The organism is Pseudomonas sp. BF-RE-22 (assembly GCF_019956155.1).
Taxonomy (GTDB): domain Bacteria; phylum Pseudomonadota; class Gammaproteobacteria; order Pseudomonadales; family Pseudomonadaceae; genus Aquipseudomonas; species Aquipseudomonas migulae.
The window spans coordinates 39,682-54,989 of the sequence record NZ_JAHBDD010000007.1 but is presented as its reverse complement, the minus strand read 5'-3'; the positions used below and the strand labels follow the sequence as shown (position 1 = coordinate 54,989).

The window sequence follows — 15,308 nt, the reverse complement described above, 5'->3', positions numbered from 1 at the left end:
GCTTCGCCATAATTCGCGGCTATTTCCCGCGAACCAATGTTCGCTGCATTCAAGGATGATTTGATGTTTAAAGGATTGATTCGTCTGCCTGGCATTGTCGTGTTGATGTGCTCAACGTTTTCCACACTGTTGTGGGCGGACAGCGGCAAGCAGGTCTACACCGGGACGCTGGGCAAAATGCCGATTGTGTTGGAAGTGAACGCCGACGGCAGTGAGGGCCGCTACTTCTACCAAAAGTATCGCAAGGACTTGGTGCTTAGTGGCTCAAAGGAAGGGGAAACGCTGGTGCTCGAAGAAGGTGACCAGCGTTATGGAGAGTACAAACCTCTTCCGACAATTCGCTTACAGCCCGAATCCAACGGTTGGTCCGGTGAATGGGTCAGCCCTAAAGGGAAGGTTTTGAAGGTCCAGTTGCAGCCAGCAAACCTTCCTCCGGTTCCCGCTGATACCTTGCCCTATCTCGTCAGACTTCACGACAAGGCGCCTTACGAATACCTGCGCTTACAAGGTATGAAGCTCATCCCAGGCAAGACCGAAACCTTCATGGGATACACGCTGCAATGGTGGAGCGAGCCACAATCAAACGCCGAGCTATTTGAAGTGATTTCGGGTTACAGCGCCGAAGAGCGTCAGCAAATCAACCAGCAATTGATGGGCCGTTTGTGGCGAGAAGTCGTGGGGTATTACGGATGTTTCGCCAATTACGCTGATGCCTATTACTCACAGATCAGTCAGCCTCTGTGGATGACGCCGTCCGTGATGAGCGTTCGGGTGTCAACCGAGTACTTTTGTGGCGGTGCTTATCCGGATCAGGTCAATGACTCAATCAACTTCGATACCAAAACGGGCAAATCCCTGACGCTTGAAGATGTGCTGTGGGTGGGGCAGGGCAAACCAATGCATTACGAGGAAGACTACGACGTCTATAACTCTTCGTCCGAGTCATCCACTGCTTATTCTGATTACCGCAATAAAGAGCTGGCGCCGTGGCTGGTGGCACAACTGCTTAAGCTCTATCCCACTGAAATGACGACAACGCCAGAGGGGGAGAACGATTGCGGCTACAACGATGATTACCCGTGGCACTATCCGGGTTGGTACTTCACCGAAAAAGGCATCAAGTTAGAGCCATCCTTCCCTCACGTGGCGGCCGTGTGCCGAAACATTGGCTGGGGCGTCCTGCCTTACAACCTCGTCAAACAACACCCCGGTGGCGTAGCGCTGCAACTGCCCTGAGACGAATTTACTTATCAGCCAACCCCGTCGCCTCACGAATAATAAAGTGATCCAGGTTCTCGATATTCGCACTGAACACCCCGAACGTTTGCTCGGGTTTTTTCTTGCTCGGCACCTGCTTCAACTCCGGCGTCACGCCATAAAAGAAACAAAACAACTCCGCTTCACTCTCAATGGCGTGCTTGATCTCTTCCAGAAACGCTTTGCGCTTGCGGTAGTTCTCGATCAACTTCTTGCTCAGGTAAACGTTGACCGAATAAGGCTTCTTCTTCGCCTCATCCCCTTGCTTGAACCAGACCTTCTGCTCGAAATCGATGCGAAAGCTCTGCGTGTAATCCTTGATCTCCTTGATCTTGCCCCAGTAAATCAGCCCCTTGTTGTCTGTCAGGTATTCGATCTTCTTGAAGAACGACCCATAAGGCGCCGTGTGCTCGCCAATCTTCAGCGGCACGCGCTTGAGCAGCTCCTTGTCCTCGAAGTTCGACACAAAGCACTCCACCGGGTGAGCGAAGACGCTGGTCTTGTCCGGCGCTGATTCGTGGCTTGGGTGCTCGGTATCGCTGGGCGTTGTAAGAGGTTTCGGATCGTCCCGCGTGAAATCTGCCGCCACCGCCGGGGTCGACGGCTTACGTACATACTGACGTCGAGTCAGCAACAACTCCGACGGAAAATGCTCCTCGCGACTGTCATCCGTTTCCGCACCGTCCGCGTCCACACCCGACGCAGGCGCTTTGAGACTGACATATGGACAATCCGCCGCATGCCGGGTGCTGGGCGTGTTCTTGAAGTGCGGGGTGCGAACGTAATTCACGTTTTTGGCGTTGAACGTCGTCAGCACGTTTGCCGCATCGAAGGCCGCCCTGCATGCGTCATTGGGGCATTGGAAATGTTCCTTGGCGGAATCGAAATCCATGGTCTCGTCGAAATTCAAATCGCGCACGTCATAGATCGACAACTTGTCGTCGAGACTGAGGCAGTAGGCGAGGTCGAATTTCATGGCGGGCTCGGGTCCTTGAGTGGGGACGGGTATTAATAGCGGGAGGCGGGTGATGGCGCACCTTTTAATTCATCTTAGTCGCGCCAACATCTTCATTTTCCACACGATGTCATAGCCTGGTGAGAGCTGTAGGTGCGACGTATGCGCCGCCGCTGCTCTCGAGATTCTGGATTGAACTGATTGCGAAATCTTTCCGCTAATCGTGTAGGAGAATTCCGTAATTTTGGTAGTCTTCATCCTCTTATAGGGGGATGAGTGGATGCCAGCTGTCATTGCCGAAAATGATGAATCGAAGTGGGCCGATGAAACCGGTGTCCTATATCACTTTCCGAAACAGTATCGAGCAATTCTGACTGAAGGAACGGCGGTGCTGTATTACAAAGGGAAGATGATAAACAAGGCTTTTTCGGATCAGCGTCTGAGTGCCAGCCCTCATTATTTTGGTGTTGCTCGAATCGGAAAGGTTCATGCGGATGAGAACAGCACACGAGGTGATTTGTTCGCTGTCATTGAGGGCTTCAGGCGCTTTGAATCTGCGGTTCCCATTAAACTCGACGGAGAATACCTCGAGCAGATTCCCGAAAAACTGAAGAGTAATTACTGGCGTAATGGTGTCCGGTTTATTGACCAGATGGTGTTTGACGACATCTGTTCCCATGCGAAGCTACAGGTGGAGCAGGCCTTCGATTTCAGCCTAATCGATAGTGCGCAGGAATTTGAGACTAGTGTTATCGGGACTGAAGGGAAAAAAATCGCCTATTACGGTGTGAGGTATGAGCGCAGCCCAAAGCTTCGGCTTCAGGCAATCGCTATTCATGGGCTTCGATGCAAAGCCTGTGATTTTGATTTCGAGAAAGCGTATGGCGCACATGCAAAAGGCTTTATTCATGTGCACCATGTGAAGCCCATTTCCGAATTTGACGAGGACCAGGTTGTCGATCCAGCGACTGACTTGATCCCACTCTGTGCGAATTGCCACGCGATTGTTCATAGGAAACCCCAACAGTTGCTGAGCGTTGAGCAACTGAAAGGTCTTCTCAATGGTCGATGGGTTTTCGACGATTTAACCTAGGTAAATGCTTCGACGATAGAAGCATTTGCACAACCCTCCGCCACCAAGGATCAACCCCCATAACTTGTAGTTGCGGCTTATCGTGCAAGAGGTAGGGCATGTCCCGCAGCCGAATCCAACCTTCATCCTGCCAATGCAACAGACTCAACGACATCTCCGGCCAATCCAACAAACTTAACATTGGCCGATCCGTATTCTTCGGCTGGCCCGCATCGCGCAAGGCCGGGACCACTTGGTGGGTCAACCACTCACGCAACAACCGGTTCCCCGGCGCGTAGTGATACACCAACAGCGCATAAGCCCCGGATTCGCTGAGCATTAACCGCTGCTCAAATTGTCCGTAATATTCAATCCGCAAGGTCCGCCGCTGATCCTGATCCAGTTTGTTGACTACACGATCACTCAGATGGAAGCCCATCAGCCGACCCAGATCGCGGGCGCAGAGCCATGGCTGGTTTTCCAAAAGGAGCGCATGGAGGTGGAGGTTTTGGCGTACGAAACGTGTTGGAATGATCGGATCAGACATGACCGATCTCCGGGAAGGAGGATGAGCGGAGTGGTCTTTGTGTCGGCATATCCATTACCTCTACGTGTGAATTTTGAGAGGGCCAAAACCCGACGTAGAGGACTTAAAAAAATCCCAACAAGCGTTCTCTTCAAACAGAAAATCGTACGTAAGTCTTCGAGACATGCGCGATTACTGTTTGACGGAGTAGCTTCTACGTTGGGCGTTTCTTAGGCACCTGCAATTGAGCTTAGAGGTGCTTTGAATGGGCATCAATGCGGAAGTGGCTGGAAGATCTGTAGGAGTTTTGGCGTAGCGACGTAGGGATTAAAAAGGATTACTCATCCCCCAACAAAAAAGCCCCGATCAGATCGGGGCTTTTGCTTTTTCGATTCGACGATTCAGATTGCAATCATCAAATCGTGGCGAGCTCGGAAATCAATCCCAGCTAAGCGCACCACCGGTTTGGTATTCAATAACCCGAGTCTCAAAGAAATTCTTCTCTTTCTTCAAGTCCATAATCTCGCTCATCCAAGGGAACGGGTTAGTAGTCCCCGGATACTCTTCCTTCAAACCAATCTGCGACAAACGACGGTTAGCGATGAACTTCAGGTAATCCTCCATCATCGCCGCATTCATCCCCAGCACACCGCGAGGCATAGTATCCCGAGCGTATTCAATCTCCAGCTGAGTCCCCTGCAGAATCATCTGCGAAGCCTCTTCCTTCATCTCGGCATCCCACAAGTGCGGGTTTTCGATTTTGATCTGGTTGATCACGTCGATGCCGAAGTTCAGGTGCATGGATTCGTCGCGCAGGATGTATTGGAACTGCTCGGCGACGCCGGTCATTTTGTTGCGGCGGCCCATGGAGAGAATTTGGGTGAAGCCGCAGTAGAAGAAGATGCCTTCCAGAACGCAGTAGTAGGCGATCAGGTTGCGCAGCAGTTCTTTGTCGGTTTCGACGGTGCCGGTTTCGAACTTCGGATCGGAGATCGAGCGGGTGTACTTCAGGCCCCAGGTGGCTTTTTTCGCGACCGATGGGATCTCGTGGTACATGTTGAAGATTTCGCCTTCATCCATGGCCAGCGATTCGATGCAGTACTGGTAGGCGTGGGTGTGGATCGCCTCTTCGAACGCCTGGCGCAGGATGTACTGGCGGCATTCCGGGTTGGTGATCAGGCGGTACACGGCCAGGACCAGGTTGTTGGCAACCAGGGAGTCGGCGGTGGAGAAGAAGCCGAGGTTGCGCATCACGATGCGGCGCTCGTCGTCGGTCAGGCCTTCCGGGTCTTTCCAGAGGGCGATGTCGGCGGTCATGTTGACTTCTTGCGGCATCCAGTGGTTTGCGCAGCCGTCCAGATACTTTTGCCAGGCCCAGTCGTACTTGAACGGTACGAGTTGGTTGAGGTCGGCGCGGCAGTTGATCATGCGCTTTTCGTCAACGGCGACACGGGCGGAGGCGCCTTCGAGTTCGGCGAGGCCTTCGGCGATGTCGAGGTTGTCGAGGGCAGCCTTGGCGCGAGCGATGGCGGCGGAGTCGGACGCGGTTACAGCGCGAGCTTCTTGAGCGGCAACACCACCGGCGGTGTCGAGGCGGTCCATGTTGGCTTCAGTCGCGTGGCCGGCGTTGGCGCCTTTTACCACGGTCTCGCCGCTGTCTTCTTTGTCGAATTCGTCCCAGCTCAGCATGACGTGTCGTCTCCTGCGTGAGGGCCAGATGCCCGTGTGAAAACTGATTGGTTGGTTTTTCACACGACCGGTCTGGCCGCGTTTGATAGCGTTTTTTGCAGCGGTACACGCAGGCAAATAAACATAATTTTGTACGGGGTTCCGAGAGCCGCTGATGGCGCTGCAGTCGTTGACGACGTCGGCCTGGGCTTCGGACTGGCTGTCATCCCTGTAAGGGAATATTGCAGGCCCGTTTAAGCCGGCATTATAGGGAAATTTTTGCGGCCGTGGTGGGGCGAATCCGCGCATGGAGCGGTCGAGAAGGAGGGTTTTTCGGTCGGAGCGAGGGTTTACAGGGCTTTGGCTGGAGATCGCGGGCGCAGATTTTTTTTCTTAAATTTTGACGTGCTACTTTTTTGTTCAAAAAATAGCCAAAAAATCGGGTTTTTCACTACATGTTGTGTTTTGAGTCGGTTTTCGCTGGCCTCAGACACAACTAAGCCCGACCGAAGTCGGGCTGTCAGTCACGCTCGATGATCAGCTCAGGCGAGCGGCACCGACGTGGTCTGCGCCATCGGCGGCGAGTTTGCCTGCACCGACATGCTCGGCACCATCGGCAGCGACTTTGGCGGCGCCGGTGTGATCGAAGCCATCGGAAGCGAGTTTGCCTGCACCGACGTGATCGGCACCATCGGCGGCGACTTTGGCCGAGCCGGTGTGGTCGTAACCGTCAGAAGCGACAGCGGCTTCGGTGGTGAAAGTGGCCGAGCCCGTGCGGTCGTAACCGTCGGCGGCGAAGGTGTTGGCGGCCAGTACAGACAGGGTCAGGGCGAGGATCAGTTTGGTTTTCATGGTCGTTGCTCCAGGTTCGTTGGCGTTGTGTGCCTTGGTGTGGAATTCATACTACGCCGATGGATTCGATTAAAAAGCGCAAATAAATGCTTAAAGCTATCGTATAAATCGATCTATACGGTTCGGCGCTTTGACTGCCTGGAACATTGCGTCGACTGCTTTCGCCAGCAAGCTGGCTCCTACAGGTCGGTGTGATGATCGGGCATTGGGTCGAACCGTTTAGGGGAGTGCGGGTGATCAGCCGTTGGAGCAGCCGTTACCCATGATGCTGTAGCGCAGGATGTGGCGTTGGCCTTTGGAGTCGTCGTATTCCATTTTCATGGGGACAACTTCGCACACATTGGGGATTTCACTCATGGAGACAACTTTGGCGATATCGAGGTGAGTGGAGTAAGTGTATTCCTCGATGACCGGTTGTTGCTGGGCGACATCAGTCGGGACCTCGTCTGCCATGGCGGTTGCGCACAGGCTGGAGAGGGCCAGAACTAATAAAGCTTTCATTTCGGTTTTACCTTTTAGAGGTCGAGTGGGGTCACGCAACCTTTTTGGGGTTGCGTGTGGAACTTGGTTACCGGGTTTTTGATTAACTGCCTTCGTGGGGGCTGCAACTTGGTTAATCAGGGTTTGCCTTGTTGGCGAGGTGGATTTTAGGCGTGGGGGTGGCATTCATATAGGTGGGGTTTTGATAAACACCTTTGACAGATTTCGTAACAATCACCGAATAACCTGTTGGCGGAACGATCATCACCTTGTAGGAGCCGGCTTGCTGGCGATAGCGGCGTATCTGATAAACCGAGTCGTCATGATCGCCAGCAAGCCGGCTCCTACAGGGTTTAGCGGAGGCAATTGGGGCTTATCACGATAATTTGTAGGGGCTTGTTACTACCATCGTCGAATGGTTCTATAGGCCCGGCCCGGGCTACAACAGGGCCATACAAAAACAACTATTCCACCGAGGTAAGAAAGATGAGTGCGGCTTCTCTGTATCCCGTTCGTCCCGAGGTAGCAGCCAACACGCTGACCGACGAGGCAACCTACAAAGCCATGTACCAGCAGTCGGTCGTCAACCCTGACGGTTTCTGGCGCGAGCAAGCCAAGCGCCTCGACTGGATCAAGCCTTTCACCACGGTGAAGCAGACGTCCTTCGACGATCACCATGTCGACATCAAATGGTTCGCCGACGGCACCCTGAACGTTTCCTACAACTGCCTCGACCGTCATCTGGCCGAGCGCGGCGATCAAGTCGCGATCATTTGGGAAGGGGATGACCCTTCCGAAAGCCGCAACATCACCTACCGCGAGCTGCACGAACAAGTCTGCAAGTTCGCCAACGCCTTGCGCGGCCAGGATGTGCACCGCGGCGACGTGGTGACTATCTATATGCCGATGATCCCCGAAGCCGTGGTCGCCATGCTGGCCTGCACCCGGATCGGCGCGATTCACTCGGTGGTGTTCGGTGGTTTCTCGCCGGAAGCCCTGGCCGGTCGCATCATCGACTGCCGCTCCAAAGTTGTGATCACAGCGGACGAAGGCATTCGTGCCGGCAAGAAAATCCCGCTCAAGTCCAACGTCGACGACGCGCTGACCAACCCGGAAACCAGCAGCATTCAGAAAGTCATCGTGTGCAAGCGCACCGGTGGCGACATCAAGTGGAACCAGCATCGCGACATCTGGTTTGAAGACCTGATGAAAGTGGCGGGCAGTGTCTGCGCGCCGAAAGAGATGGGCGCCGAAGAAGCGCTGTTCATCCTTTACACCTCCGGTTCCACCGGCAAGCCGAAGGGCGTGCAGCACACCACTGGCGGCTACTTGTTGTACGCGGCCATGACCCACGAGCGCGTGTTCGACTACCGCCCGGGCGAAATCTACTGGTGCACCGCCGACGTCGGCTGGGTCACCGGCCACAGCTACATTGTCTACGGCCCGCTGGCCAACGGCGCGACCACGCTGCTGTTCGAAGGTGTGCCGAACTACCCGGACATCACCCGGGTGGCGAAGATCGTCGACAAGCACAAGGTCAACATCCTCTACACCGCGCCGACCGCGATCCGCGCGATGATGGCGTCGGGCAAGGCCGCTGTTGAAGGTGCTGACGGCAGCAGCTTGCGTCTGCTGGGTTCGGTCGGTGAGCCGATCAACCCGGAAGCGTGGGACTGGTACTACAAAAACGTCGGTCAATCCCGTTGCCCGATCGTCGATACCTGGTGGCAGACCGAAACCGGCGGCAACATGATGAGCCCGTTGCCAGGCGCTCACGCGCTGAAACCTGGTTCAGCGGCACGTCCGTTCTTCGGCGTGGTGCCGGCGCTGGTGGACAACCTGGGTAACATCATCGAAGGCGTCGCCGAGGGTAACCTGGTGATCCTCGATTCGTGGCCAGGCCAGGCACGCACGCTGTATGGCGACCATGACCGTTTCGTCGACACTTACTTCAAGACCTTCCGCGGCATGTACTTCACCGGTGACGGTGCGCGTCGTGACGAGGACGGTTACTACTGGATCACCGGCCGTGTGGACGACGTGCTCAACGTGTCCGGCCACCGCATGGGCACCGCCGAGATCGAGAGCGCGATGGTTGCGCACCCGAAAGTCGCCGAGGCCGCCGTGGTCGGTGTACCGCACGACATCAAGGGGCAGGGCATTTATGTCTACGTCACTTTGATCGCTGGCGAAGAGACGAGCGAGCAATTGCGTCTGGAGCTGAAGAACTGGGTGCGTAAAGAGATTGGCCCGATTGCTTCGCCGGATGTGATCCAGTGGGCGCCGGGGCTGCCGAAGACGCGTTCGGGCAAGATCATGCGCCGGATTCTGCGCAAGATTGCGACTGCTGAATATGATGGGTTGGGGGATATTTCGACCCTGGCGGATCCGGGTGTGGTGCAGCATTTGATTGATACGCACAAGACGATGAATGTTGCGTAAGTAGCGTTTGGCGTTATTGGAGCCCTGCCAGGTGATGAGTCTGGTGGGGCTTTTTATTGCCTGAGGTTTTGTATTGGCAGTTAGGGCCTCTTCGCGGGCAAGCCTCGCTCCTACAGGGGGGGAGGTGTACCTGAATCCTGTAGGAGCGAGGCTTGCCCGCGAAGGCGGACTGTCAGACACCGCATAAACAACGCCCAATAATTATCGGCTTCCCCTGTAGTCCATTTCCCACTGTTACCCGCCACCCTTCAAGTAACTGAATGTGTAACCGCCCGCGCCGATACGGGGCATTGCGAAACGCCATAACCTCGCATCCGTGCATTTCAGCCCCGCAAAAAAATAAGAACCCACGCTGCGCTTGCCGGATTAGAAGGCTTTGCGAATAATAGGCCCGCAATTTGCAATATAGATCGGTTCACTGTCTTTTGCTCTTGCATGAAATTGCAAGGCTGTCAACGTGCCTAAACGGCTTTCTCGGTGCTTCTGTAATTTGTTGTCGCATTGAAGAAATATCGGCTTCGGGCCTGTCGTTAGAATGCCGATCACTCGCTCGTCGTTGCTCGCGTTGAAAACAACGCCGGTTTCCCAGGACGCAGCAACCGCTTTCCGGTTTTACTCATTCGCATAATGGGCTGTTGCTCACTCTGCCGTTTTAGCCCTTTACCGATGGAGTCCCAAGATGAAGAAACTCGTGCTGCTTGGCGCCCTGGCACTGTCCGTGCTGTCCCTGCCAACCTTCGCCGATGAAAAGCCTCTGAAAATTGGCATCGAAGCGGCTTACCCTCCGTTTGCTTCCAAAGCACCGGACGGCAGCATCGTTGGTTTCGACTACGACATCGGCAACGCATTGTGCGAAGAGATGAAGGTCAAGTGCGTCTGGGTCGAGCAAGAGTTCGACGGTCTGATCCCGGCACTCAAAGTGCGCAAGATCGACGCCATCCTGTCGTCCATGTCGATCACTGAAGACCGCAAGAAGTCCGTGGACTTCACCAACAAGTACTACAACACCCCGGCTCGCCTGGTCATGAAGGCCGGCACTCAAGTCAGCGAAGGCCTGACCGAGCTGAAGGGCAAGAACATCGGCGTGCAGCGTGGTTCGATCCACGAGCGTTTCGCCCGCGAAGTCCTGGCCCCGCTGGGTGCCGAGGTCAAGCCGTACGGTTCGCAGAACGAAATTTACCTCGACGTCGCTGCCGGTCGCCTCGACGGCACCGTGGCAGACGCTACGCTGCTGAATGACGGTTTCCTGAAAACCGACGCCGGCAAAGGTTTTGCTTTCGTGGGCCCGGCCTTCACCGACGTCAAATACTTTGGCGACGGCGTAGGTATTGCTGTTCGCAAGGGTGATGCGCTGAAAGACAAGGTCAACACCGCGATCACCGCCATTCGCGAGAACGGCAAGTACAAGCAGATCCAGGACAAGTACTTCGACTTCGATATCTACGGCAAGTAACACGTCCCGGCGACAAGTCCGAATGGCGCAAGCAGCAGGATCTCTGAGGTTTGCGCCATTTTTTCATCCCAACTTTCGAGGATCTGAATCATGTTGAAAGGCTACGGGGCTGTCATCCTCGATGGCGCATGGCTGACGCTTCAGCTCGCCTTGTCGTCCATGGCCCTGGCCATCGTCCTGGGGCTGATCGGCGTTGCGCTGCGTCTGTCGCCGGTGCGTTGGCTGGCCTGGCTGGGCGATCTGTATTCCACGGTGATCCGCGGGATTCCCGATCTGGTGCTGATCCTGCTGATTTTCTACGGCGGTCAGGACCTGCTCAACCGCGTCGCACCGATGCTCGGCTATGACGATTACATCGACCTGAACCCGTTGGCCGCCGGTATCGGCACCCTGGGTTTCATCTTCGGTGCGTACCTGTCGGAAACCTTCCGTGGCGCCTTCATGGCGATTCCGAAGGGTCAGGCCGAAGCCGGTATGGCGTACGGCATGAGCAGCTTCCAGGTGTTCTTCCGGGTGTTGGTGCCGCAGATGATTCGCCTGGCGATTCCGGGCTTCACCAACAACTGGTTGGTACTGACCAAGGCCACCGCGCTGATTTCGGTGGTGGGTCTGCAAGACATGATGTTCAAGGCCAAGCAGGCGGCAGATGCCACCCGCGAGCCTTTCACCTTCTTCCTCGCAGTGGCCGCGATGTACCTGGTGATCACCAGTGTCTCATTGCTGGCATTGCGTCACCTTGAGAAGCGCTACTCGGTAGGCGTAAGGGCGGCTGATCTATGATCTTCGACTACAACGTCATTTGGGAGGCCCTGCCGCTGTACCTCGGCGGCCTGGTGACCACCCTCAAATTGCTCGCACTGTCGTTGTTTTTCGGTCTGCTGGCGGCCTTGCCGCTGGGGCTGATGCGCGTCTCGAAGAACGCGGCCGTCAATATGACTGCCTGGCTCTTCACCTACGTGATCCGCGGCACGCCGATGCTGGTGCAGCTGTTTTTGATCTACTACGGTCTGGCGCAATTCCAGGCGGTGCGGGAAAGCTTCCTGTGGCCGTGGCTGTCCAGCGCGACGTTCTGTGCGTGCCTGGCCTTCGCGATCAACACCAGCGCCTACACCGCAGAAATCATCGCCGGCAGCCTGCGCGCTACGCCGAACGGTGAGATCGAAGCGGCCAAGGCCATGGGCATGTCGCGCTTCAAGATGTACAAGCGGATTCTGCTGCCATCGGCCCTGCGCCGGGCGCTGCCGCAATACAGCAACGAAGTGATCATGATGCTGCAGACCACCAGTCTGGCGTCCATCGTGACCCTGATCGACATCACCGGTGCCGCGCGCACGGTCAACGCTCAGTTCTACTTGCCGTTCGAAGCGTACATCACCGCGGGTGTGTTCTACCTGTGCCTGACCTTCATTCTGGTGAAACTGTTCAAACTGGCCGAGCGCCGCTGGCTGGGCTACCTGGCCCCGCGGAAGCACTGATATGGAACGCATCGATCATCCATTGCCGTGGAGCCATCTCGGTAGCGAACGCCAGATTTCGGTGTTCCGCTTCGGTAGCGGCGAGCGCAAGGCCTACATCCAGGCCAGCCTGCACGCCGATGAATTGCCGGGCATGCGCACGGCCTGGGAGCTGAAAAAGCGCCTGACCGAACTCGAAGCCCAAGGCTTGCTCAACGGTGTGGTTGAACTGGTGCCGGTGGCCAACCCACTGGGCCTCGGTCAACTGTTGCAAGGCAGTCATCAAGGGCGTTTCGAAGCGGGCAGCGGCAAGAACTTCAACCGCGATTTCGTCGAACTGAGCGCGCCAGTGGCCGCCCAACTCGAAGGACATCTGGGTGACGATCCGCACGCCAACATCCGCTTGATCCGTCAGGCCATGAGCGATCACCTGGCGGCATTGCCGCAGGCGAGCAGCCAGTTGCAAGGCATGCAGCGCGTGTTGCTCAGCCATGCCTGCACCGCCGATGTGGTGCTCGATTTGCACTGCGATGCCGAAGCCGCGCTGCACATGTACGCGTTGCCGCAACACTGGCCGCAATGGCGTTCGCTCGCCGCGCACCTGAATGTGAAAGTGGGCCTGCTGGCGGAAGATTCCGGCGGCAGCTCCTTCGACGAAGCCTGCTCGCTGCCATGGTTGCGTCTGTCCCGTCAGTTTCCTGAGGCGCAGATTCCACTGGCGTGCCTGGCGACTACTATTGAATTAGGGGGGCAGGCCGATACCGCTCGCGCTGACGCCGAGGCTCACGCCGAAGGCATTCTCGCGTTCCTCGCCGAGCAAGGCTTGATCAGCGGCGAATGGCCGAAACCTGCGCAGGACGCGTGTGAAGGCATGCCGTTCGAAGGCACCGAATTGCTGTTCGCGCCGCATCCGGGTGTGATCAGTTTTCTGCGTAAACCCGGTGAGTGGATCGAAGCCGGCGACGAGATTTTTGAAGTGATCGATCCGTTATCGGATCGGGTCAGCACGGTGTGTGCTGGTACGTCCGGGGTGCTGTTTGCCATTGAACGGCTGCGTTATGCCCAACCCGGTTTCTGGCTGGCCAAGGTGGCGGGGCGCGAAGCGCTGCGTCACGGGCGCTTGCTCAACGACTGACTGACTGTTTTTGTGAGAACCGACCGCATGTACAAACTTGAAGTCCAAGACCTGCATAAACGCTATGGCAGTCACGAAGTGCTCAAGGGCGTGTCCCTGAAAGCGGCGGCTGGCGATGTGATCAGCATCATCGGCTCCAGTGGCTCCGGCAAAAGTACCTTCCTGCGCTGCATCAACCTGCTGGAGCAGCCGCACGCGGGCAAGATCCTGCTCAACAACGAAGAGCTGAAACTGGTTGCCAACAAGGACGGCGCGCTGAAAGCCGCTGACCCGAAACAGCTGCAACGCATGCGTTCGCGTCTGTCGATGGTGTTCCAGCACTTCAACCTGTGGTCGCACATGACCGCGATGGAAAACATCATGGAAGCGCCGGTCCACGTGCTCGGCATGTCCAAGGCCGAAGCCCGCGAGAAAGCCGAGCACTACCTGAACAAGGTCGGTGTGGCACATCGTAAAGACGCTTACCCTGGCCACATGTCCGGTGGCGAGCAGCAGCGCGTGGCGATTGCCCGTGCGCTGGCGATGGAACCTGAGGTGATGCTGTTCGACGAACCGACCTCGGCCCTCGACCCGGAACTGGTCGGCGACGTGCTGAAGGTGATGCAGGCCCTGGCCCAGGAAGGCCGGACCATGGTGGTGGTGACCCACGAAATGGGCTTCGCCCGTGAAGTGTCGAACCAGCTGGTGTTCCTGCACAAAGGTGTCGTCGAAGAAAGCGGCAACCCGCGTGAGGTGCTGGTCAATCCACAGTCCGAACGTCTGCAACAATTCCTCTCTGGCAGCCTGAAATAATCAAGACTGCCGTTGTGCACCGGGATAGTGCATGCTTCGCAATTTAGAGGCCGGCCCCGATTTGTAGGAGCCGGCTTGCTGGCGATAGCGGTGGGTCAGTTTAAATATCTGGCACAGACATACCGCTATCGCCAGCAAGCCGGCTCCTACAGTTGATCTGCGTTGGTTTTGAGATTTGCGTTCATTTACGGGCTAGCATTGGCCCATGCCTTCATCACTGTTTCGTTTCGGATTGCCCGCCATGACTGCCCATCGAATTGGTTTCCTGATTTGGCCCAGCACTAAAGCACTGACGCTTGCGCTGGCTGAGGAGGCCTTGCGTGTTGCCCAGCGTGTGCATCCGGACGTGGTCTACGAACTGTCGTTCCTGCAGGCCGAACCGTCGACCGAAGGCGCCTGGCAATTGCCGGGTGAACCCTGGGCCGGCAAGCTCGAAAACCTGCAGAAACTGTTCCTGCTCGCCGATGAGCCGCCGACCACCCTCGCGCCGGCGCTCAGCAGTGCGCTGAAACAACTGGTGCGTGCAGGTTGCGTGATCGGTGGTTTGTCCGCCGGTGTTTATCCGTTGGCGCAACTCGGTTTGCTCGACGGTTATCGCGCCGCCGTGCACTGGCGCTGGCAGGACGATTTCGCCGAACGTTTCCCGAAAGTCATCGCCACCAGCCATCTGTTCGACTGGGATCGCGATCGCCTGACGGCGTGCGGTGGCCTGTCGGTACTCGATCTGTTGTTGGCGGTGCTGGCCCGTGATCACGGCGCCGAACTCGCTGGCGCCGTATCCGAAGAACTGGTGGTCGAGCGCATCCGCGAAGGCGGCGAACGCCAACGCATTCCGCTGCAGAACCGCCTCGGTTCCAGCCATCCGAAGCTCACCCAGGCGGTGTTGCTGATGGAAGCCAACATCGAAGAGCCGCTGACTACCGACGAAATCGCCCAACACGTGTGCGTGTCCCGTCGCCAGTTGGAGCGGATCTTCAAGCAATACCTCAACCGTGTGCCGAGCCAGTACTACCTGGAGCTGCGCCTGAACAAGGCCCGGCAGATGTTGATGCAAACCAGCAAGTCGATCATCCAGATCGGCCTGTCCTGCGGCTTCTCCTCGGGGCCACATTTCTCCAGCGCCTACCGCAACTTCTTCGGCGCCACGCCGCGGGAAGATCGTAACCAGCGGCGCAGCAGCAGCCCGTTCGAGTTGTCGTCAGTGCCGTCCGAGCGCGGCTGA

The 15,308-nt window shown here is 56.7% G+C and carries 14 protein-coding genes; 9 read left to right on the top strand and 5 right to left on the bottom strand.

Going from position 1 to position 15,308, the window contains the following annotated elements:
• Positions 1 to 63: 63 nt before the first annotated feature.
• Positions 64 to 1,236, top strand: coding sequence for a hypothetical protein (locus KGA82_RS04835; protein WP_223449744.1), 1,173 nt, complete (start codon positions 64 to 66; stop codon positions 1,234 to 1,236).
• A 7-nt stretch (positions 1,237 to 1,243) separates the two neighbouring features.
• Here KGA82_RS04835 and KGA82_RS04830 read toward each other — a convergent pair whose 3' ends face one another.
• Positions 1,244 to 2,233 (bottom strand): hypothetical protein, encoded by a 990-nt coding sequence (locus KGA82_RS04830; protein ID WP_223449743.1) that lies wholly within the window; start codon positions 2,231 to 2,233, stop codon positions 1,244 to 1,246.
• Positions 2,234 to 2,492: 259 nt separating this feature from the next.
• Here KGA82_RS04830 and KGA82_RS04825 point away from each other — a divergent pair, with 259 nt between their 5' ends.
• The gene (locus KGA82_RS04825; RefSeq protein ID WP_223449742.1) at positions 2,493 to 3,305 is read left to right on the top strand and encodes an HNH endonuclease; all 813 of its coding nucleotides are present in this window, start codon (positions 2,493 to 2,495) and stop codon (positions 3,303 to 3,305) included.
• On the opposite strand, the gene KGA82_RS04820 is transcribed toward KGA82_RS04825, so the two are convergent.
• From KGA82_RS04820 to KGA82_RS04805, 4 genes are all read right to left on the bottom strand, one after another.
• Positions 3,271 to 3,831 (bottom strand): Bro-N domain-containing protein, encoded by a 561-nt coding sequence (locus KGA82_RS04820; RefSeq protein WP_223449741.1) that lies wholly within the window; start codon positions 3,829 to 3,831, stop codon positions 3,271 to 3,273. The two genes, KGA82_RS04825 and KGA82_RS04820, sit on opposite strands and share 35 nt — an antisense overlap.
• A 417-nt stretch (positions 3,832 to 4,248) precedes the next feature.
• Entirely contained in the window at positions 4,249 to 5,499 is a 1,251-nt protein-coding gene (locus tag KGA82_RS04815) for a ribonucleotide-diphosphate reductase subunit beta (RefSeq protein ID WP_008034875.1), read from the bottom strand.
• A gap of 516 nt (positions 5,500 to 6,015) precedes the next feature.
• Positions 6,016 to 6,330, bottom strand: a complete 315-nt coding sequence (locus tag KGA82_RS04810) for a hypothetical protein (RefSeq protein WP_223449740.1) — start codon at positions 6,328 to 6,330, stop codon at positions 6,016 to 6,018.
• Positions 6,331 to 6,567: 237 nt separating this feature from the next.
• Entirely contained in the window at positions 6,568 to 6,831 is a 264-nt protein-coding gene (locus KGA82_RS04805; RefSeq protein ID WP_008034878.1) for a DUF2790 domain-containing protein, read from the bottom strand.
• Between the two features lie 465 nt (positions 6,832 to 7,296).
• On the opposite strand from KGA82_RS04805, the gene acs reads away from it, so the two are divergent.
• The 7 genes from acs (at position 7,297) to argR (ending at position 15,308) form a co-directional block, all read left to right on the top strand.
• Entirely contained in the window at positions 7,297 to 9,252 is a 1,956-nt protein-coding gene (gene acs / locus KGA82_RS04800; protein WP_008034880.1) for an acetate--CoA ligase, read from the top strand.
• A 679-nt stretch (positions 9,253 to 9,931) separates the two neighbouring features.
• Positions 9,932 to 10,705 carry an ABC transporter substrate-binding protein gene (locus KGA82_RS04795; protein ID WP_008034882.1) on the top strand — a complete coding sequence of 258 codons (774 nt, stop codon included), beginning with the start codon at positions 9,932 to 9,934 and terminating at the stop codon, positions 10,703 to 10,705.
• A 90-nt stretch (positions 10,706 to 10,795) separates the two neighbouring features.
• Entirely contained in the window at positions 10,796 to 11,485 is a 690-nt protein-coding gene (locus KGA82_RS04790; RefSeq protein ID WP_007951063.1) for an ABC transporter permease, read from the top strand.
• Positions 11,482 to 12,180 (top strand): ABC transporter permease, encoded by a 699-nt coding sequence (locus tag KGA82_RS04785; RefSeq protein ID WP_008034884.1) that lies wholly within the window; start codon positions 11,482 to 11,484, stop codon positions 12,178 to 12,180. The genes KGA82_RS04790 and KGA82_RS04785 overlap by 4 nt, the downstream gene beginning before the upstream one ends.
• 1 nt (position 12,181) lies before the next feature.
• Positions 12,182 to 13,294 (top strand): M14 family metallopeptidase, encoded by a 1,113-nt coding sequence (locus KGA82_RS04780; protein WP_223449739.1) that lies wholly within the window; start codon positions 12,182 to 12,184, stop codon positions 13,292 to 13,294.
• 27 nt (positions 13,295 to 13,321) lie between these two features.
• Positions 13,322 to 14,086 (top strand): ABC transporter ATP-binding protein, encoded by a 765-nt coding sequence (locus KGA82_RS04775; protein ID WP_008034888.1) that lies wholly within the window; start codon positions 13,322 to 13,324, stop codon positions 14,084 to 14,086.
• A 241-nt stretch (positions 14,087 to 14,327) separates the two neighbouring features.
• The gene (gene argR, locus KGA82_RS04770) at positions 14,328 to 15,308 is read left to right on the top strand and encodes a transcriptional regulator ArgR (protein ID WP_008033121.1); all 981 of its coding nucleotides are present in this window, start codon (positions 14,328 to 14,330) and stop codon (positions 15,306 to 15,308) included.